The 20,304-nt window shown below is 56.0% G+C and carries 19 protein-coding genes; 17 read left to right on the top strand and 2 right to left on the bottom strand.

Annotation, left to right across the window (positions count from 1 at the left end):
• Positions 1 to 14 precede the first annotated feature (14 nt).
• The 9 genes from BCM02_RS06990 to BCM02_RS06950 all read left to right on the top strand — a co-directional run bounded on the left by BCM02_RS06990 (position 15) and on the right by BCM02_RS06950 (position 10,004).
• Positions 15 to 833, top strand: coding sequence for a TlyA family RNA methyltransferase (locus tag BCM02_RS06990; protein ID WP_148928345.1), 819 nt, complete (start codon positions 15 to 17; stop codon positions 831 to 833).
• Positions 834 to 1,070: 237 nt separating this feature from the next.
• Positions 1,071 to 1,538, top strand: coding sequence for a hypothetical protein (locus BCM02_RS06985; RefSeq protein ID WP_148928344.1), 468 nt, complete (start codon positions 1,071 to 1,073; stop codon positions 1,536 to 1,538).
• A 23-nt stretch (positions 1,539 to 1,561) separates the two neighbouring features.
• Complete coding sequence (ahrC, locus tag BCM02_RS06980) at positions 1,562 to 2,011, top strand: transcriptional regulator AhrC/ArgR (RefSeq protein ID WP_148928343.1); 450 nt, start codon at positions 1,562 to 1,564, stop codon at positions 2,009 to 2,011.
• 33 nt (positions 2,012 to 2,044) lie between these two features.
• The gene (recN, locus tag BCM02_RS06975; protein ID WP_148928342.1) at positions 2,045 to 3,745 is read left to right on the top strand and encodes a DNA repair protein RecN; all 1,701 of its coding nucleotides are present in this window, start codon (positions 2,045 to 2,047) and stop codon (positions 3,743 to 3,745) included.
• Between the two features lie 123 nt (positions 3,746 to 3,868).
• Positions 3,869 to 5,194, top strand: coding sequence for a SpoIVB peptidase (gene spoIVB / locus BCM02_RS06970; RefSeq protein WP_187434057.1), 1,326 nt, complete (start codon positions 3,869 to 3,871; stop codon positions 5,192 to 5,194).
• A gap of 230 nt (positions 5,195 to 5,424) precedes the next feature.
• On the top strand, positions 5,425 to 6,252 hold the full coding sequence (gene spo0A / locus BCM02_RS06965) for a sporulation transcription factor Spo0A (protein WP_148928340.1): 828 nt from the start codon (positions 5,425 to 5,427) through the stop codon (positions 6,250 to 6,252).
• A 278-nt stretch (positions 6,253 to 6,530) separates the two neighbouring features.
• A complete protein-coding gene (locus BCM02_RS06960) occupies positions 6,531 to 7,259 on the top strand; it encodes an RNA polymerase sigma factor (RefSeq protein WP_148928339.1) in 729 nt (242 codons plus the stop codon).
• Between the two features lie 79 nt (positions 7,260 to 7,338).
• The gene (clpP, locus tag BCM02_RS06955) at positions 7,339 to 7,923 is read left to right on the top strand and encodes an ATP-dependent Clp endopeptidase proteolytic subunit ClpP (RefSeq protein WP_148928338.1); all 585 of its coding nucleotides are present in this window, start codon (positions 7,339 to 7,341) and stop codon (positions 7,921 to 7,923) included.
• An 80-nt stretch (positions 7,924 to 8,003) separates the two neighbouring features.
• Entirely contained in the window at positions 8,004 to 10,004 is a 2,001-nt protein-coding gene (locus BCM02_RS06950; RefSeq protein WP_148928337.1) for a methyl-accepting chemotaxis protein, read from the top strand.
• 177 nt (positions 10,005 to 10,181) lie between these two features.
• On the opposite strand, the gene BCM02_RS06945 is transcribed toward BCM02_RS06950, so the two are convergent.
• Positions 10,182 to 10,493 (bottom strand): DUF2627 family protein, encoded by a 312-nt coding sequence (locus tag BCM02_RS06945; RefSeq protein WP_148928336.1) that lies wholly within the window; start codon positions 10,491 to 10,493, stop codon positions 10,182 to 10,184.
• 271 nt (positions 10,494 to 10,764) lie between these two features.
• Between BCM02_RS06945 and lpdA the strand changes: the two genes are divergently transcribed.
• The 6 genes from lpdA to BCM02_RS06915 all read left to right on the top strand — a co-directional run bounded on the left by lpdA (position 10,765) and on the right by BCM02_RS06915 (position 18,030).
• The gene (gene lpdA / locus BCM02_RS06940) at positions 10,765 to 12,192 is read left to right on the top strand and encodes a dihydrolipoyl dehydrogenase (protein WP_148928335.1); all 1,428 of its coding nucleotides are present in this window, start codon (positions 10,765 to 10,767) and stop codon (positions 12,190 to 12,192) included.
• A 163-nt stretch (positions 12,193 to 12,355) separates the two neighbouring features.
• Positions 12,356 to 13,387 carry a thiamine pyrophosphate-dependent dehydrogenase E1 component subunit alpha gene (locus tag BCM02_RS06935; protein ID WP_148928334.1) on the top strand — a complete coding sequence of 344 codons (1,032 nt, stop codon included), beginning with the start codon at positions 12,356 to 12,358 and terminating at the stop codon, positions 13,385 to 13,387.
• 1 nt (position 13,388) lies between these two features.
• Positions 13,389 to 14,372, top strand: coding sequence for an alpha-ketoacid dehydrogenase subunit beta (locus tag BCM02_RS06930; protein WP_148928333.1), 984 nt, complete (start codon positions 13,389 to 13,391; stop codon positions 14,370 to 14,372).
• Between the two features lie 259 nt (positions 14,373 to 14,631).
• Positions 14,632 to 15,987, top strand: coding sequence for a dihydrolipoamide acetyltransferase family protein (locus BCM02_RS06925; protein WP_148928332.1), 1,356 nt, complete (start codon positions 14,632 to 14,634; stop codon positions 15,985 to 15,987).
• 16 nt (positions 15,988 to 16,003) lie between these two features.
• Positions 16,004 to 16,726: a lipoyl(octanoyl) transferase LipB gene (lipB, locus tag BCM02_RS06920; RefSeq protein ID WP_148928331.1), complete on the top strand. Its 723-nt coding sequence runs from the start codon at positions 16,004 to 16,006 to the stop codon at positions 16,724 to 16,726.
• Positions 16,727 to 16,896: 170 nt separating this feature from the next.
• The gene (locus tag BCM02_RS06915; RefSeq protein WP_148928330.1) at positions 16,897 to 18,030 is read left to right on the top strand and encodes a M20/M25/M40 family metallo-hydrolase; all 1,134 of its coding nucleotides are present in this window, start codon (positions 16,897 to 16,899) and stop codon (positions 18,028 to 18,030) included.
• A 101-nt stretch (positions 18,031 to 18,131) separates the two neighbouring features.
• Here BCM02_RS06915 and mciZ read toward each other — a convergent pair whose 3' ends face one another.
• Positions 18,132 to 18,272, bottom strand: coding sequence for a Z-ring formation inhibitor MciZ (mciZ, locus tag BCM02_RS06910; protein ID WP_148928329.1), 141 nt, complete (start codon positions 18,270 to 18,272; stop codon positions 18,132 to 18,134).
• A gap of 168 nt (positions 18,273 to 18,440) precedes the next feature.
• On the opposite strand from mciZ, the gene BCM02_RS06905 reads away from it, so the two are divergent.
• Both BCM02_RS06905 and BCM02_RS06900 read left to right on the top strand, forming a co-directional pair.
• Complete coding sequence (locus tag BCM02_RS06905) at positions 18,441 to 18,998, top strand: NUDIX hydrolase (protein ID WP_148928328.1); 558 nt, start codon at positions 18,441 to 18,443, stop codon at positions 18,996 to 18,998.
• Between the two features lie 3 nt (positions 18,999 to 19,001).
• Positions 19,002 to 20,210 (top strand): endonuclease Q family protein, encoded by a 1,209-nt coding sequence (locus tag BCM02_RS06900; RefSeq protein WP_148928327.1) that lies wholly within the window; start codon positions 19,002 to 19,004, stop codon positions 20,208 to 20,210.
• Positions 20,211 to 20,304 lie beyond the last annotated feature (94 nt).

The raw sequence follows: 20,304 nt of genomic DNA, 5'->3' as shown, positions 1-20,304 counted from the left end.
AGCGGGAGAGAAGCATGACCTTAGGGAAAGAACGAATCGATATTTTATTGGTGGAACAAGGGTTTTATGAGAGCCGCGAGAAGGCGAAGGCCGCGCTGATGGCGGGCCTCGTCATCGTGGATGGGGAACGCGTGGAGAAGGGCGGCATGAAAGTGCCGCGCTCCGCATCGATTACGGTCAAAGGAGCGCCGCATCCGTATGTGAGCCGCGGCGGTCTGAAGCTGGAGAAGGCAATCCGCGCATTCGAGCTTGATATGAACGACGTTGTCATGCTGGACATTGGGGCATCGACCGGAGGTTTTACCGATTGCGCGCTCCAGAACGGCGCAACCTATGTATACGCCATCGACGTTGGATATAATCAACTGGACTGGTCGCTTCGTCAGGATGAACGGGTGAACGTGATGGAACGTACGAACTTTCGTTATATGACGCCTGAAGACCTGAAGGGGCCGATACCTTCATTCGCGACGATCGACGTTTCCTTTATTTCGCTCAAGCTGATTTTGCCTACGCTCGGCACGTTATTCGCGCCTGGATCGGGCGTTATGGCATTGATCAAACCTCAGTTTGAAGCGGGACGGGAGAAAGTCGGGAAGTCGGGCGTCGTTCGCGAACCGGCCGTTCATCGCGAGGTGCTGCGCACGATTACCGACTTTGCCGCCGCCGCAGGTTATGAGCTGCGTCATTTGACCTTCTCGCCGATTACGGGCGGCGAAGGCAACGTCGAGTTTCTGGCGCACTGGCTGTGGCGGGGCGCGCCGGTAGAGGAAGTCCCCGGCGATGAGCAAATCGCGGCGGTCGTTGCCGAAGCCGGATCGACGTTCAAATAAGATACGGATTGGCCTGAAGGAGTCTCTTGAGCATACATAAGCTTAAGAGACTTTTTTCGTCTTGTTCCCCTTTGCACGGAAGCGAATTTTTGTTAAACTGAAAAAGCAAACAAGCGTTCGTAATTCGGCGCGTTGTTCGCTTAGGCTCCTACATTGAATTCGACATCACGTTATGGCCAAGAGGGCAAGCGATTTCGAAGCAGTTCTGACAGGAGATGAGCGAACGGAGGGATCCGCTTGGGGAAATACGGAGACTGGCTCGTTATGCTGGTCGCGGTGATGCTAATTATCCTGTTGATCTATCGGCTCTTCTACCGATGGCTGCATGAGCCGCCATCTATGCATTCCGAAGTGCTGCTCAGCCGGGCGGAAGAGGTAGACGACGACGATGAGCACGTGAAGCTGCTGGAAGAGGATGGATTCGAGGTTACGCACGGTCGTTACAAGGTTCCGATTCATATAGAGATCGATACGGGCGAGCAGCTGCAGAGCAGGCTGTTCATTGACATGATCGCGGAGAAAGACGGGAAGCATTACATTGTAAAGACGGCGCGAGAGCGCATGCCGATAGAATGGACGGGCAGCGGTTTAAGGGACAAGCTGATGGTTTATGCCTTGTTGCTTCCGGAGGCGTCAGGCGTAGTTTACGTGAATGCGCGCGAACGAACGGTGCGAGTCATTACGTTTCAGTTTCCGGACCAGTAGGCGCGAATATTAGGGAGGATTCCATGAAGAGTGTACGACATATGAAGATACGCGAGATTATAACCGGCGGCATCGTCGAAACCCAAGAAGAGCTCGTTGACTCGCTGCGCGAAGCCGGACTTCAAGTGACGCAGGCTACGGTGTCGAGGGATATTAAGGAGCTTCAACTCATTAAGGTGCCGGCGGAGGACGGGCGCTACCGATACTCGTTACCGCAAGAGCAGCGCATGAATCCGGTACACAAGCTGAAGCGGGCGCTGGTAGATCATTTTCTGCATATCGACTCGACGGATAATCTGGTCGTCATGAAGTGCCTGCCCGGAACGGCGAACGCCATCGGGGCGATGATCGACAACATGGAATGGACCGAAGTCATGGGCACGATTTGCGGCGATGACACCATACTGATCATTTGTCGCTCCAAAGAGCAAAGCGGCGAGATTATCGAGCGTATGCTCGCCTACATGAACTAATTATTAGGCACCGTTAACAAGGAGGAATTCTGCATGCTTCGCGAATTATCTATTCGTAATTTGGCGGTTATTGAATCGGTATCGGTCCGGTTTCACGATGGGTTTCACGTTCTGACGGGGGAGACCGGCGCCGGCAAGTCGATACTTATCGATGCGCTATCCCTCATTGTCGGGGGCAGAGGCTCTTCGGATATGGTCCGATACGGCTGCGATAAAGCCGAAATCGAAGCGATGTTCGAACTGCCGGCCGTCCATCCCGTGTGGACGACGCTACACGGATTCGGCATTGAAGCATCGCCGGAGGAAGGATTGGTCGTCCGACGCGAGCTGTCTGCCCAAGGGAAGAACGTAAGCCGAATTAACGGCCGAATCGTCACGATGTCCATGCTTCGCGAAGTCGGCGAATTCCTCGTTAACATTCACGGTCAACACGAACATCAATCGTTATTCAAGACCGAGCGTCATTTGGATTGGCTCGACTTGTATGCCGGCGAACGCGTCGAAGGCCTAATCGCGAGCTACAAGGAAACCCACCGCAAATACGACGACGCGCGCCACAAGCTCAAGGAGCTCGAAGATTCATCGCGGCAGAATATGCAGATGCTCGATCTCTACAGATTCCAGATCGAAGAAATCTCCGGAGCGAAGCTGAAGCCGGGAGAGGATGAATCGCTCCAGGAAGAAAAGCAAAAACTAATGTATGCCGTAAAGCGCAGAGATTCCGCGTCCGAAGCGTATGCGCTATTGTATGGAAACAAGGGACTTGATGCGATAAGCCGTTCGATTTCGCGGCTCGAAGATATAAGGGATTACGATCCCGAAGTGCTGAACCCGTTGCTGGAGCAGGTTCAGTCCGCCTTTTACCAGCTCGAGGATGCCGCATTCCAATTGCGCGACTACCGCGACGGCGTGGAGTCCGATCCGGAGCGGCTTGCGGAGATCGACGACCGCCTTGATCTCATTCACAGCTTAAAGCGCAAGTACGGAGAGACGATTCCGGATATTCTGGCGTACTTGAAGCGAATCCAGCACGAGGCCGACAAGATGGAGAACCGGGACGAGCATATTGAACGTCTGCGCAAAGAAGAGGAGCAATTGTACGAGGAAGCGGTGCGTTACGGCCTGTCGTTGTCCGAGCTGCGCCGTGGAGCGGCCCATAAGCTTGCGGCTGCCATCGAATCCGAACTGCGCCAGCTGCAGATGGAGCGGACGACGTTCCGGGTCGAGCTGCTCATGCATAAGGTCGGCGATAAGTACAAACTGCTTCACAACGGGATCGATGAAGCGGTATTCCTGATTGCGCCGAATCCGGGCGAACCGCTGAAGCCGCTGAACAAAATCGCTTCAGGCGGCGAGATGTCGCGGATCATGCTAGCGCTCAAAACGATTTTCGCATCGATCGATCAAGTGCCTACGCTTATATTCGATGAGGTGGATACGGGAGTTAGCGGACGAGCGGCGCAAGCGATCGCGGAGAAAATGTCGCGTTTGTCGCGTCAATGCCAGGTGTTCTCCATAACCCATTTGCCGCAGGTCGCGTGCATGGCGGACCACCATTACGAAATTCGCAAGTCGATCGTAGCCGAACGTACGTCGACGAACGTGACGGAACTGGAGTTCGTGACGCGCGTCGAAGAACTTGCCCGCATGCTGGGCGGCGTGGAGGTCACAGAGAAAACAAGGCATCATGCGCAAGAAATGCTCGACTTGGCCAAACAACAGAAAGGCGCGTAGTGAAAGGGTTTCAGGGAATGTTTTTATCGACATAAAACATTAGGGGCAGGGTTACCTTATAAGTACGCAAATGGCGAACGCCTTTCTCGTCAAGCGAAAGTATGCACAGGGAGCGTGAAGTCATTGAATGCCAATCAGCGTAAGCGGTGGCTCGGTCTTGTTCTCGTATTCTTCGTTTGCGTGCTTGGTCTTTCCTCCCCCTTTCAACATTTCGCCGCATTCCCGAACGAACTACGTTTGTTCTCCGGCCAGTTGAAGCAGTTAGACTATGGCATGCCCGTCCATGCGCAAGTGACTGTCGATCCGTCGATTCTTCATGTCAACGGTTCGAAGGGCCGGTCATTGTCGGTCGATTTGAACAAGCCGTTGTCGTTACAGACGGAACATAGCGGCGAAACAACGATGAAGCTGAAATTATTCGGCAAAATACCCTTCAAAACCGTTAAGGTAAACGTAGTGCCTGATCTTCGCGTCATTCCAGGCGGTCAAACCATTGGCGTCAAAGTAAAGTCTGCCGGCATTATGATCGTAGGCCATCATCAAGTCGCAACCTCCAAAGGCGTTAAGGTTTCGCCCGGGGAAACCGCTAATTTACAGCTAGGCGATCTAATCACCCATATTAATGGGAAGTCCATCCACGAAGTAAAGCTCGTCGCCGATCTAGCCGAGCAAGCGGGCAAAGCCAAGAAACCGCTGCAGCTAACCGTGAAACGCGGCGAACGGACATTTGACACGAAGCTCGACCCGATTTACGATGCCGAGGATCAAGCTTGGCGGCTTGGACTTTATATTCGGGATTCTGCAGCAGGCGTAGGTACGTTAACTTTCTACGCTCCCGATCAAGGCGTTTACGGCGCACTCGGCCATGTCATCACTGATATGGATACGCAGACGCCGATTGAAGTAGGCGATGGACAGATACTTCAATCGCATGTCACTTCGATTAACAAGAGCCAGAACGGCGAACCGGGCGAGAAACGCGCTACCTTCGTCAAGGAAGGCAAAGTGCTCGGTAATATCGAACGGAATACGCCATTCGGTATTTTCGGCAAAATGAATGAACTGCCAACGCATAGCTATGATTCGCAGGCGCTGCCGGTCGCATTCGCGGAAGAGGTTAAAGAAGGTCCCGCGCAGCTGCTTACCGTGGTCAATGGCCAGAAGGTCGAACGCTTTAACGTCGAGATCGTGCATGTGACTAAGCAAGCTTCACCGGCGACGAAGGGAATGGTCATTAAGATCACGGATCCTCGGCTCATTGAACAGACGGGCGGGATCGTGCAAGGGATGTCGGGCAGTCCGATTATTCAGAACGGAAAATTGATCGGCGCGGTGACGCATGTATTTGTCAACGATCCGACTTCAGGATATGGGTGTTTTATCGAGTGGATGCTTCAAGATGCGGGTGTATTGCTCAAGACAGAAGGGGCAAATCTTAAGGCGGCTTAGCCCCTTAGGATTTGTTTTTATTTTTGTTTAATTTGTCGAATGCGAACGAAAAAAGAATGATCTTGTTGTAAATTTTCCATTATAATTCATCCGAAAATAAAAATAAACAAAAATATTATTCGACAGAAGGAATTTACTTCAAAGTGTCGAAAACTTTAGTCAGCAGAAAAGAAATGAACTTGGATACTGATTGAGTATATACCGCTATTAACACTAAGGAGGATATTACCTTGCAAAGAATCGAAGTTCTGCTGGCTGACGATAACCGGGAGTTTACGAACTTACTGTCTGAATACATTTCGGAACAAAACGACATGGTCGTGACCGGAATTGCTTATAACGGTGAAGAAGTACTTCGTTTGCTTGAAGAAACGCGCAAAGCGCCAGACGTTCTTATTCTGGATATTATCATGCCTCATCTCGACGGCTTGGGCGTGCTCGAACGTCTTAGAGAGCTTAATCTGTCTCCGATGCCGAAGATCATCATGCTGACCGCATTCGGGCAAGAGAACATTACGCAGAAAGCCGTACAACTTGGCGCTTCGTACTACATACTGAAGCCATTCGATATGGAGATTCTGGCGAATCGAATCCGCCAATTGGTCGGCAACAATACGGTTGTTTCCGGATCGGGCGTAAGCGCGTTCAGCAGCAATTCCTCGATAATGAAATCGTCGTCCAATGTCGTGCCGCTTGGAAAAGGCAAAAACCTGGACGCGAACATTACGAGCATCATTCATGAAATCGGCGTTCCTGCGCATATTAAGGGATATCAGTATTTGCGCGAAGCGATCACGATGGTGTACAACAACATCGAGATCCTCGGCGCTATTACCAAGACGCTATACCCGGCGATCGCGGAGAAATTCAAAACAACGCCTTCACGCGTTGAACGCGCCATCCGCCATGCGATTGAAGTCGCTTGGACGCGAGGCAACATTGACAGCATCAGCCACCTCTTCGGTTACACGATCAACATCAGCAAGTCGAAGCCTACGAACTCCGAATTCATCGCGATGGTCGCCGACAAGCTGCGGATTGAGCACAAGGTATCGTGAGAGCGTAAGGATGAATAACAGAAGATACGCCGCCGAACGATATGTTCGGCGGTTTTTTCTTTTGCTTGCGCGCTAGGTCGTGCTATCCTCTGCCACGTTCAATCAGCGGCTGCATATTGCGAAGAGCCCAATGCAAAGGAGAGTTTCAGACTGTATTGTAATTCCCTGAACGAGAAGCAGCGCTGGGAAGACGGGAATCCAAAAAAATTTATTGCCCGTATCTTATGACGCCCCCCGTTCGTTTACACTATAAGTAACAAAGGAAGGAGGAGCTCCGCATGTCGACTAGCGCTCAGGAAGCTTCAACGACTCCGTGGCGCCAAGATCTTTACCGGTATTGCATCCGGCTGACGACTTCCGAATGGGAAGCGGAAGACTTGGTTCAGGAGACGAGTTTGCGCGCGCTTCCTTATTTAACCGGAGAGCGAAGGCATCCGAATCTGCAAGCGTTGCTGCTTCGTACGGCCAAAAATATATGGATCGATCAATGCCGCCGGCAGCGCAAACTAAAAACGATTTTGAACGAACAGCTGGAAGTTTGCAGAGAGGCCGTGGAAGGAATGCCGCTGAACGCCATAGAGACCGAACGGTTGTTAAGCGCGTTGAATCGTTCACTCAGTCCTCTTCAACTAACCATTTTTTTGCTAAGGGATGTTTTTCAATATACGGCTGTCGAAACGGCGGCTTTGCTGCACACGTCTGAAGGCGCCGCGAAAGCCGCATTATTTCGGGCAAGACGAAGCGTGGCCAGACTCCGGCATCGGTTAGTGGCGGAAGACGGGACTGAAGAACAACGCTCCGAGAAAGAACGGCAATTCGTACGCGCCTATACCGAAGCGTTCCAAAGCGCGAATACGGGTGCGCTGGTGGCGCTCGCGTTAACTCAGGTTCAATCTTCGGACACGACGGTTGCCGTCGGTATGCCCGGCTTTGCAATGCGTCAAGCAAGCAACGGCTTGGTTCAAGCGCGCGCAGGATCCGTAGTGATGGCATTGCGGGCGGCATAGAATCGAACGAGAGCAGTACGGCCTCTACAAGGGAGCTGGTACTGCTTTTTTCATACCTAACATTTAAGGAGGCAAGACTATGACACTAATACCTTATGTTGTTGAACAAACGGGGCGCGGCAGCGAACGCAGCTATGATATCTATTCCCGTTTGCTGAAAGATCGGATCATTATGGTGAGCGGCGAGATTGAAGACAATATGGCGAACGCGATCGTGGCGCAGCTGCTCTTCTTGGCCGGCGACGATCCCGACAAGGATATCCAGATGTATATTAATTCGCCCGGCGGCTCCGTGACGGCCGGATTCTCGATTTATGATACGATGCAATATATCAAACCGGATGTGTCGACGATTTGCACGGGGTTCGCGGCCAGCTTCGGGGCTATCCTGCTTGCGGGCGGCGCGAAGGGAAAGCGCTACGCGCTGCCGAATAGCGAGATCATGATTCATCAGCCGCTCGGCGGCGCGCGGGGACAGGCGAGCGATATTCAAATCCATGCGAACTGGATCATTCGGACGCGCGCCAAAATCAATGAATTGCTCGCAGGCCATACCGGCCAGTCTATTGCCCAAATCGAGAAGGATTCCGATCGCGATCGGTTTATGAGCGCCGAGGATGCCAAGGCATACGGGCTCGTGGATGCGATTATTTTGAAGGCATAAGAATCGCCTTCGGTCCCCACTAACTCCCAGTACAATTCTTTCTTCTTACGGTCGACAGATATAGTAAGGAGGAATGACAGATGGGAAAGGGACTTACTAGATTAAACTCGCTCCGCGTCAAAATCGCCGGACTCCTGCTTCTTGTTTCGCTCGTTCCGCTGGCGACGGTTAGCGCGGTCCAATATGACCAATCCATTGACGCGTTGAACAAGAAAACGATGGATGGCTTGACGCAGCGCGCCGAGCTTAACGCGATTATCATGAACAACTGGATGACGACGAAAATCGGAGTGTTGGAAACGTTGGTGAAGGAGAAGCCGGAGCTTACGGCAGGGGACGCTTCTACTATTCTTGCACATCTTCAAACGTTGGACGCCAGTGATGCCGATATCATCAAAGCGTCGTTCATTGACAAGAACGGCATGCTTCGCAATACGTTAGGCGAGACGAAAGATGCTTCGAAGTTCGCCAACTTTAACAAAGTAAAAGAGTCAAAGAAAGTTAACATTTCGAGTATCATGAAAGACTCGCTGACCGGCAAGGATATCGTCATTATCGACGTGCCGATCGTTGACGGGAGCAACAATTTCATCGGGCTGATTCAGTCGGTCCTCGATCCGCAGCTAATCAGCACGGTCGTATCCCGGATTCATTTCGAGAATAGCGGGTACGGCATCTTGCTTGCGCCGGACGGCGCGGTTATCGCTTCGGCTGATAAAGCATTGATCGGACAAAATATTTTCGACAGCTATGCGGAGGAAACGAGAGAGGCGGCCAAATCGTCGCTGGCCAACACGCCTAAAGCGCTGGCGACGGTAACGGACACCGAAGGCGTCGCTCATTCGACCGCTTACTCTACGGTAGAGAGTACCGGATGGCGCGTACTCGTAAGCGCGCCGGAGAGCGAAGTGTATGCGGATGCCAATGCGTTGAAGCGCATGGTGTTCATCATGATCGTCATCTCGATCGTGCTCGTCGCCGTCATCGCGCTGCTCGTCGCGCGTTGGATTCTGACGCCGATTCTGGCCCTCTCCGCCATTATGAAGAAGACGGCTACGGGCGATTTGACGCATCGCTTGCCGGAGAAAGGCACCGATGAATTCGGCGTTCTTCGTCAAAACGTCAACTATATGCTGAACTCGTTCAGCGATATTTTGGATCGGATGAAAAGTTCGATCGAAGTCGTGGCGGCTTCATCGGAACAGCTCAGCGCGACGTCGATTCAATCATCCGAAGCGGCGGAGCAGGTTAACGTCGAGGTAGGGCGCGTTACGGCGGGCTCGCGGACGCAACTGGAGTCGGCGGGTCAAACGTCCACGGCGACGGAAGAGATGGCGGCAGGCGTGACGAGAATCGCGCATTCGTCCTCCGACGTGGCGGAATCCGCGAGCGGCGTAACGTCGGAAGTGAGGCGCGGACGCGAAGGCGTCATGCAGGCGATCGGCCAAATTCAGGCCGCCAGCCATTCGGTTGAAGCGTCGGCGCAAACCGTCAACACGCTGCAGCAAAAATCGATGCATATCAAACAGATCGTCGGCGTCATCTCGGAGATTTCGTCGCAGACGAATATGCTGGCGTTGAACGCCTCGATCGAAGCGGCGCGGGCAGGCGAACATGGACGGGGATTCGCGGTCGTCGCGGGCGAGGTCAAAAAGCTGGCGGACCAAACGAGCCGCTCGGCGGTCGAGATTGAAAGCATCATTGCGGATATGCTGTCCGCTGTCGCTTCGGCGGACCAAACCATGCACGTCGGCTTGAACGAAGTGTCGCAGGGCGAAGCGCTCGTCCTCCGCGTTGGCGAGACGTTCGATACGATTCTGCGTTCGGTTCAAGACGTGAACGATCAAATTCAGGAAGTATCGGCGGCTGCGCAGCAAATTTCCGCGGGCACCGAGGAAGTGGCGGCATCCGCGACCGATGTATTCGGCATCGCGCAGGATACGTCGACTCGCTTGGAGAACGTCGCCAAGCATATGAGCGATCAGCTTCAAGCGATGAAAGAGATCAGCGGTTCATCCGAAGCGCTGAGCCATATGGCGGTTGGTTTGCAGGAAGCGGCATCGAAGTTCAAAACAAAATAACCTTAAAGTAAAGGAGACCGCGCAGCGCGCGGTCTCCTTTACTTTAATTCTAAGCATTTATATGTTTGGCGTGTATAAATGAGTTTAGAATTCTCCGGCGTGAAACGTGCTTCGCCGACGAAGACGGCATCAGACGTTTCACCTTGGTCTATTCGATCGGGATTCTGCTCATCCTTATTAGGAGCCGGATTGTCCCGCGCCGGGCCGCGGGGGCCGAGGTCGTTTCTGCCGGAAGCGGGGGGCAACGTAATTGCGCTTGCGGTCGCGGAAGAACGTCCAGCCGCCGATAAAGCCGACGCCGATGCCGAAGAGCAGGAATCCGGCGATAAAACGGCCGAATTCGAAACCGCGCGCCGCGGCTTCTTCATGGCCGAACGAGGAGAAATAATGGAAGACGGCATCCTTCATCAGCAGAAAACCGTAAGTGGCGCCAATGCCGGGAATAACGAGTAATAAAATCGCGATGAAGCGGGCAACAACAGGTTTCATGATCAGGTAGAGCCTCCTGCGCGTAATCTACAAGTTTCACGTTCGGGAATGAATCTTACTCCGCTGCCTATGCGGCGCATGCCAATTCAATTTCACTTTGAGATTCAAACAAATCTAATGTTTCACGTTGATGCGTTTGACCTTTTATCCTAATCATACTCTGTCGGGACGGGGTTGTCTATTTGGATCGGCGCGTGGTTTTCCCGGAGGATGAAAAAAGGTACAATAGAAGGCGGGAAGGCAAAAATCGGCGTAAGGAGCTTTAACCAATATGACAATACAATGCGATATTGCGGTCCTTGGCGGCGGCATTGCGGGATATACGGCTGCCATTCGGGCGGCGCAAGCAGGCAAGAAGGTCGTGCTGATCGAGAAGGAGAAGCTGGGCGGAACATGTCTGCACAAAGGCTGCATACCGAGCAAATCTCTGCTGCGCAGCGCGGAAGTATTCGCCACGCTGAAGAAAGCGGATTACTACGGAATCCGGGTCGCGGATGATGCCGTGGCGGTCGATTTCGACGGTGTGCAGGCGCGCAAGGAGCAGACGGTCGATCAGCTGTATCGCGGCCTGCAGCATCTCATGAAGAAGAACGGCATCGAAGTGGTAGCCGGCAGCGGACGAGTGATCGGACCGTCGATCTTCTCGCCGAGAAGCGGCAGCGTGGCCGTCGAGCTGGCAGATGGGGAGATGGAGACGGTCGTATCGGCTAACCTGATTATTGCGACAGGTTCGCGCCCCCGCACGCTTCAGGGACTCCCGCAAGACGGCGAGCGCGTGATGACAAGCGACGATGCGCTGCGGTTGGAGCAGCTGCCATCCTCGATCATCATCGTGGGCGGCGGCGTTATCGGCGTGGAATGGGCATCGATGCTGGCGGATTTCGGCGTCAAGGTCACGCTCGCGGAGACGGCGCCGCGCCTGATCGCCGGCGAAGATCCGGACGTATCAACGGAGCTGGCCAAGCAATTGAAGCGGCGCGGCGTCGAGGTGCTGACGGGTATTAGCCTGAAGCTGGAGACGTATACATACGAAGAAGGACAAGTTTCCATCGAGGCAGCTAGCGGCGAGGAGACGATCCGTCTCCAAGCGGAGCGTATGCTGGTGTCCGTCGGGCGGCAGGCGAATACGGAAGGCATCGGGCTCGAAAACACGGATGTGCAGATCATTAACGGCGCGGTGAAGGTGAACGGTTACTTCCAGACGACGGAGCCTCACATTTATGCGGTGGGAGACGTGAACGGCGGTCTGCAGCTCGCCCATGCGGCCGCGCATGAAGCGCTGATCGCGGTCGATCATATTCTGGGCGGCAAGGAGGGCGCCGGAGACGCAAGCCTCGTGCCGCGGTGCATCTATTCCCGTCCGGAGATCGCCTCGGTCGGCATAACGGAGGAAGAAGCGCGCAAGCGGGGGCATCGGGTTAAAGTCGGGCGCATCCCGTTCCAAGCGATCGGCAAGGCGCTCGTGCTGGGCGATCCGGAAGGATTCGCGAAAGTGGTCGCAGACGCGGACACCCACGATATTCTGGGCGTGCATCTAATTGGCGCGCATGCGACCGATCTGATCTCGGAAGCGTCGCTTGCCATGCTGCTGAACGCCGCGCCGTGGGAAGTCGGAGCGGTCATCCACCCGCACCCGACGCTGTCGGAGGCGATCGGCGAAGCGATGCTCGCCGTGGACGGCAAAGCGATCGCGTTCTAAGGGGCATAACTAAGTTCGGACAAGCTTGCCGGCTGCCAACGGTTCGGTAGGCGGGGCACGCGTTTTGCCGCTTCACGACATTTCCTTTTTTGCGCTGTTCGGGTATAATAAAATCAAGTCTTAGTACCAGGTTTTAAGAGTAGCTAAAAGGAGGGGTTCCCAGATGACACCAACCGGGTCCACCCAGCAAGCGTCCAGACATGCGGAGCTCGGCTTATCAGATGATCAAGCTATCGATATGTATGCCACCATGCTAACCGCTCGGAAATTCGACGAGCGCAATTTGCTGCTTCAACGCGCGGGCAAAATCAACTTTCACGTATCGGGGATCGGTCAGGAGCCGGCTCAAGTGGCGGCTGCGTTCGCCCTCGATCGCGAGCAGGACTATTTTCTTCCATACTACCGGGATTACGGATTCGTGCTCGGCGTCGGCATGACGGTGCGAGAGCTCATGCTATCGGTGTTCGCCAAGGCCGAAGACCCGAACAGCGGAGGCCGCCAGATGCCGGGCCACTTCGGCCACAAGAAGCTGCGGATCGTCACGGGATCGAGTCCGGTCACGACGCAGGTGCCGCATGCGGTCGGCATCGCGTTGGCCGCGAAGATGAAGCGCAAGAAGTTCGTGTCGTTCGTCACCTTCGGCGAGGGCTCAAGCAATCAAGGCGACTTCCACGAAGGCTGCAATTTCGCGGGCGTACATAAATTGCCGGTCATCATCATGTGCGAGAACAACCGCTATGCGATATCCACGCCGCTGCACAAATCGGTCTCGGGCAACATCTACGAGCGCGCGATCGGCTACGGCTTTCCGGGCATACGGGTGGACGGCAACGATCCGCTCGAGGTATATCGCGTCGTGAAGGAAGCGCGCGAACGCGCGGTCGCCGGAGAAGGCCCGACGCTGATCGAAGCGATGATGTACCGGTTGTCGCCGCATTCAACGTCGGATAACGATCTGGCGTACCGGACGAAGGAAGAGGTCGACGAATACCGCGCCAAAGACGGCGTGCAGCATTACAAGCAATATTTGATCGACTGCGGCATCTGGAACGAAGAGAAGGACGCGGAGCTGCTGCAGAAGATCCGCGCCGTCATCGACGATGCGACCGAATACGGCGATCGAGCGCCGTTCCCTCAGCCGGAGAGCGTCCTGCGCCACGTGTATGCGGAAGACGACCGCGAAGGGGGACGTTAAGATGGCTAGAATGGAATATATCGACGCGATTCGCCTGGCCATGAAGGAAGAGATGGAGCGGGACGAAGACGTGTTCGTGCTCGGCGAGGACGTCGGCGTCAAGGGCGGCGTGTTCACGACGACCAAGGGGCTTCAAGAACAGTTCGGCGAAGAGCGCGTGCTGGATACGCCTTTGTCCGAATCGGCCATCGCCGGCGCCGCGATCGGGGCAGCCATGTACGGCATGAAGCCGATCGCCGAGATGCAGTATTCGGACTTCATGTTCCCGGCGACGAACCAGATCATCAGCGAGGCGGCTAAGATTCGCTACCGGTCCAATAACGATTGGTCGTGTCCGCTCGTCATCCGCGCGCCGATCGGCGGCGGGATCTTCGGGGGGTTGTACCATTCGCAATGTCCGGAGTCGGTCTTCTTCGGCACGCCGGGCTTGAAGATCGTCGCGCCGTATACGGCGTATGACGCTAAGGGGCTGCTGAAGGCAGCCGTACGCGATCCGGATCCGGTGCTATTCTTCGAGAACAAGAAGTGCTATAAGCTGGTTACCGGCGAAGTGCCGGAGACGGACTATATCGTGCCGATCGGCAAAGCCAACGTGCTGCGCGAAGGCGACGACATTACGGTCATCAGCTACAGCCTGCCGCTGCACTTCGCGCTCGAAGCGGCGGAGGAGTTGGCGCAGGAAGGCATCACGGCTCATATTCTCGACCTGCGCACGCTGCAGCCGCTCGACAAGGAAGGCATTCTGGAAGCGGCGCGCCGCACCGGCAAAGTCCTCATCATTCATGAAGATAACAAATTCGGTGGCATCGGCGGCGAAGTGTCGGCGATTCTGGCGGAAGAAATGCTTTACGAGCTGGATGCGCCGATCATGCGGCTGTGCGGTCCGGACGTGCCGGCGATGCCGATCAATCCGCCGAGCGAGAAGTTTTTCATGCTGAACAAAGACAAGGTCAAAGAAGCGATGCGCCAGCTGGCGCAATATTAATGCGAAAACGGCTACGGCCGCAGGAATTTATGAGTTTCACGCATATAAATTCACGTTTGCTGAATGCTGCATTCCCAATCTTCGGATAGTGAACGCAAACCAATCAGCTGATCCGGAATGAAACGCGCTCCGCCGTAAAGACGGCGTTAGCCGTTTCATCTAGCATCTTAGGGAAGCTGCCGTCTATGTAGGCGGCTTCTTCCCGAATGCGGCCCATACAAGGCCGCGAAGACGCGAACAACGTTCAGGAGTTGATACGATGAAAACCGTAACGGAAGTCTTCATGCCGCAGCTGGCCGAATCGCTGGTGTCGGCTACGATCGACAAATGGCTGAAGCAGCCTGGCGACACGGTCGATATGTACGAACCAATCGCCGAAATCATTACGGACAAAGTGACGGCAGAGCTGCCGTCGACGTTGCGGGGAACGCTGGTCAAAATATTGGCGGGCGCCGGCGAGACCGTGCCGGTCGGCGCGCCGATCTGTCTGATCGAAACGGCAAGCGAAGGAACGGCGGCGGCGGGCAGCGCAAGCGGCGGAACGGAGGTCGCAGCAGGCGCCGCAAGTGCGCAAAAGCAGGCGCAGACCGAAGGCGATCATTCGATGCGAGGCCGCTATTCGCCGGCCGTCCAACAGCTGGCCGCGGAGCACAAGCTGGATCTGACGCTCATCCCGGGGACGGGATTGGGCGGGCGCATTACGCGCAAGGACGTATTGGCTTACGTCGCCGCTGGCGGCAATGCCGGCGGACTTCGGCAGACGAGCGCGCCTCAGACGCAACCGGCGGCGATTCCGAGCCCTGCCGCGGCGCAACCGGAAGACGCGAAGCACGCGGCGGTACGATCGAGCGGATTGCATTTGTCCGAGACGCCGCGCATTCCGCAAGTGGAGGTCGAAGGCCAGCCGATTCCGGGGCGCGGCGAGACGTTCATCGACGTGACGCCTATCCGCAACACGATCGCGCAGAAGATGCGCCAGAGCGTGACGGAAATTCCGCACGGATGGATGATGATCGAAGTCGACGTGACGAACCTCGTCGTGGCGCGCAACAAGCTGAAGGACGAATTCATGAAGCGCGAAGGCATCAATCTGACCTATCTCGCGTTCTTTATCAAGGCGGTCGTCAACGCCATCAAGGAATATCCGATCATCAATTCCGTCTGGGCGGTCGACAAAATCATCGTCAAGCGCGATATCAACATTTCCCTGTCGGTCGGCACGGAAGATTCGGTCATTACGCCGGTCATCAAGAACGCCGATCAGAAGAACATTGCGGGCCTGGCCCGGGAGATCGACGTGCTCGCCCGCAAGACGCGCGAAGGCAAGCTGAAGCTGGACGACGTGCAAGGCGGTACGTTCACGGTGAATAATACCGGATCGTTCGGCGCGATTTTGACCCAACCGATCATTAACTACCCGCAAGCCGCCATCATTACGTTCGAATCGATCGTGAAGCGTCCGGTCGTCATTAACGACATGCTCGCCGTCCGTTCCATGGCGAACGTCTGCTTGTCGCTGGATCACCGGATCTTGGACGGCGTCATCTGCGGCCGGTTCCTGCAGAAGGTGAAGGAGACGCTGGAGGCGTTCGACGCGGAGACGAAATTGTACTGAAACGAGGCGATGAAGCATGACGACGGCAAGCGCGACACCGCTCGACGTCAGCTATGACAAGCTGATCGGCTATGCTGAAGCTTGGGATCTGCAGAAGACGTACGTGAAAGGCATCGATAAGGAGGGGCACGTCGAGAAATTGATGCTCCTCCAGCATCCGCCGACGTATACGATCGGCTCGCAGCGCCATCCGGAGCATCTGCTGTATTCGGAGGAAGAGCTGCGGGCGCGCGGCATTGAGCTGTTCCAGATCGATCGGGGCGGCGACATCACGTACCACGGACCCGGACAGCTCGTCGGCTATCCGCTCATCTATTTGGACGCGGTCGGTCTCGATCTGCACGCGTATTTGCGGCAGCTGGAACAAGTCATCATCGACTGGCTGGCGGATTACGGCATCGAAGGCGGGCGGAAACCGGAGTATACGGGCGTGTGGGTCGGAGATGCGAAGATTGCGGCCATCGGCGTGAAGTTCAACAAATGCCGTGCCCGCCGCGGCTTTGTCACAAGCCACGGCTTCGCGCTGAACGTGCGGGCCGGCATAGGGGAAGAAGGATTTAAAGGGATCATTCCTTGCGGCATTCAGGAGTACGCCGTGACGTCCTTCGCGGATATCACGGGCAACCACTTGTCCGTCGAACAGGCGGCGAGGGAGCTTATCCCGCATTTCAGCCGTCTGTTCGGGTTCGCGGCTCAGATACCGGAGGCGTTACTGGAACAGCCAGCCCATGCTGAATAGCAGCGTCGAGAGCAGCATGGAGATGATAATGAACCAGACGAATACTTTGGCGATCCGGTTTACGCGCATATGATCGATGTCTCCTTTCGATACTGAGATAGAAGCAGCACCAGAATATATTAGTTTTACATGTATTATTGTAAACGATAGACACGGATGGAGGAAAGCCAATGGTATCGCAAGACCGCTTGGTGGAGCATTTTATGTCGCTGGTCCGGGTGGACAGCGAGACCAAGAACGAACGCGAGATTTGCGACGTTCTGACGAAGCAGTTTCAGGAGCTGGGGCTGACGGTCGAGGAAGACGACGCGGCGGCCAAGACGGGCCATGGCGCGGGCAACCTGATCGCGAAGCTGAACGCAAGCGGAGCGGAGCACGCGGTGCCGATCTTCTTCACGTCGCATATGGACACGGTCACGCCGGGTCAAGGCATTAAGCCGCAGTTGGACTCGGACGGCTATATTCGCAGCGACGGCACGACGATTCTCGGCTCGGACGATAAAGCCGGCCTAGCGGCGATGTTCGAAGCGATCCGCGCGTTGAAGGAGAACGGAATCGCGCACGGGCCGATCCAATTCGTCATCACGGTCGGCGAAGAGTCCGGTCTCGTCGGCGCGAGCGTGCTTGACCGCTCGAAGCTCGAAGCGAAATTCGGCTATGCGCTCGATTCCAACGGCGAGATCGGCTCGATCGCGGTGGCGGCGCCGTCGCAGGCGAAGGTGACTATCGAGTTCTACGGGAAGTCGGCGCATGCCGGCGTGAATCCGGAGAAGGGTATTAGCGCGATTCAGGTCGCGGCCAAAGCGATCTCGCGCATGCCGCTCGGTCGCGTCGATCACGAGACGACGGCGAACATCGGCCGGTTCGAGGGCGGCGGCGCGACGAACATCGTGTGCGATTACGTGAAGCTCGAAGCGGAAGCGCGCAGCATCGTGCAGCCGAAGCTGGACGCGCAGGTGGCGGCGATGAAGGAAGCGGCGGAAGCGGTTGCGGCGGAGTTCGGCGCGACGGCCAACTTCGTCAGCAAACTGATCTATCCGTCATATCAATATGGCGAGGGCGATCCGGTCGTGGAATTGGCGAAGACGGCGATCGGCAATATCGGCGGCACGCCGCGCCTGTTCCATTCCGGCGGCGGCAGCGACGCGAATATTTTCAACGGCCTCGGCGTGCCGACAGTGAACCTCGCGGTCGGTTACGAGGAAATTCATACGACCAAAGAACGCATCAAGGTCGCGGATCTGGTGAAGACGACCGAGCTCGTGCTCGAAATTATTAAGCTGGCGGCGCAGAAGCAAGCCTAAGGCAGGCAAGAGCCGGACGTGGCGCCACGTCCGGCTCTTTGTTGTGGCGATATAATGTAGACGGCAGTCCGATATTCGAGGTAACGAAGCGACGGAGATCGCTATTGCGTGCTTCGCGGCTGGCGTTTCCCCAAATATTCTTCGAGCGTGCGTCCTTCCGCGATCAGGCTGCGGAGCCGGGTGCGGATTTCCCACGCCTTGCCGACGAGGGTTAGTTGATTGGAGACGGAAAATTGTTTCAAGGTCATTCCCTCCTTAATATGGTATTAATCCCAAATGGGCCCGTCGTAAGCAGTTTGTTTTGATATAATGGAGATTATGCGCAGACAGGACAAGATATGCATGGCAAGTAGGCGCTTAAAGCAAACCGCTTGTTATCCGTATCCGCCTAACTAAAGGAGGAAATGCACATGTTGAAGAATACCGAAGAATTCCGCGAGCCTACGGTGAGCACGCAGCCGATATTCGAAGGGAAAGTTATTTCGCTTCAGGTCGATACCGTATCTCTGCCGGATGGAAAGACGGCAACGCGGGAAATCGTGCGTCATCCGGGCGCAGCCGCGGTGCTGGCGCTAATCGACGATAAGATGCTCGTCGTGGAGCAGTATCGCAAGCCGATGGAGAAATTCCAGGTCGAGATTCCAGCCGGCAAATTGGACGCGGGCGAGGATCCGATGGTCGCGGCGGCGCGCGAGCTGGAAGAGGAGACGGGTTACCGGGCTGGCAAGCTGCGCCCGCTCAGCGCGTTCTATACGTCGCCGGGCTTCGCCGACGAGAAGCTCTACGTCTACATCGCGGAGGAGCTGACGCTCGGCGAGAGCCGGCCGGACGAAGATGAATATTTGAACGTGAGCGCCATTACGTTCGAAGAAGCGCAGCGGTATATCCAAGAAGAGCGCATTAGCGACGCGAAGACCGTGCTAGCCGTCTATGCGTGGCATATCTACCGGCTGACCGGGGAGATTTAACCGATGACGGAGCAGCCGCTGTCGCGCGTCTTCGCGGATTTGCATATTCATATCGGCAGCACGAGCCGCGGCGAAGCGGTCAAAATCAGCGGCAGCCGGGAATTGACGTTCAACCGGATCGCCCAAGAAGCCGTGCACCGCAAAGGCATCGGCCTGCTTGGCATTATCGACTGCCATTCGCCTGGCGTGCAGGCGGATATCGCGAACTGTCTCGAGTCGGGCGAAATGGCCGAGATCGCCGGGGGCGGCATCCGATACCAAGACACGACGATTCTGCTCGGCTCCGAGATCGAGGTGAAGGAACCGGACCGCGGCGCGGCGCACTTTTTGGCGTTCCTGCCGACCTTTGCGCTGATGCGCGACTTTACGTCTTGGATGAGCCGGCATATGCGCAATGTGCAGCTGAGCTCCCAGCGGATCTACGTGTCGACGCGAGAGCTGCAGCGGGAAGTGAAGGCGCGCGGCGGTTTATTCATTCCGGCTCATATATTCACGCCGCATAAGAGCCTGTACGGCAGCTGCGCGGATTATATGAGCGACGTGCTGGATCCGGGAGAGGTGGATGCGGTCGAGCTCGGCTTGTCCGCCGACAGCGCGATGGCCGGCTTGATTCCGGAGCTGGACGGGTTGCCGTTCGTGACCAATTCGGACGCGCATTCGCTGGGGAAGATCGGGCGGGAGTACAATGAGATGCGGCTGCTGGAGCCATCGTTCCGGGAACTGGCGCTGGCGCTCAAGAAGCGGGAGGGACGTCATATCGCGGCGAATTACGGTTTGAATCCGCTCCTGGGCAAATACCACCGCACCTACTGCCTGAATTGCGGGTCGCTTGCGGAGGAGGAGCGAAGCACGGAGCGCTGCGCGCAATGCGGAAGCACGAAGCTCACCCGCGGCGTCATGGATCGAATCGAGGAGCTGGGCGCGCTGCAAGGCCGCACGGAGGCGCATATGCCGAATGATCGGCCTCCCTACTTCTATCAGGTGCCGCTAGAGTTCGTGCCGGGGATCGGCAAGTCGGCCATGGCGAAGCTGCTCGGCCGGTTTGGCACCGAGATGAACATTTTGCACGATGCGCCGGAGGAAGAGATCGCGAAGACCGTCCCGGCCAAGACGGCGGAGATGATCGCGAGAGCTAGAGAGGGGAAGCTTACGCTTGACGCGGGCGGAGGGGGGCGCTATGGGCGGGTGGCCAAAAGCGGGGCCGACGCATAGCAGCCAAGTCGCTGATCACGCGGCTCGCGTAGGGCCCCAAAGTAGCGAAGCGCGGACGAATCCAAGTCGGGGCAGCGCTCGTCGAACGGACTGT

This window comes from Paenibacillus methanolicus (assembly GCF_008124765.1).
Classification (GTDB): Bacteria; Bacillota; Bacilli; order Paenibacillales; family Paenibacillaceae; genus Paenibacillus_Z; species Paenibacillus_Z methanolicus.
Note: the sequence above shows the minus strand (reverse complement) of the source record. Positions and strands in the feature narration are given on the sequence as shown.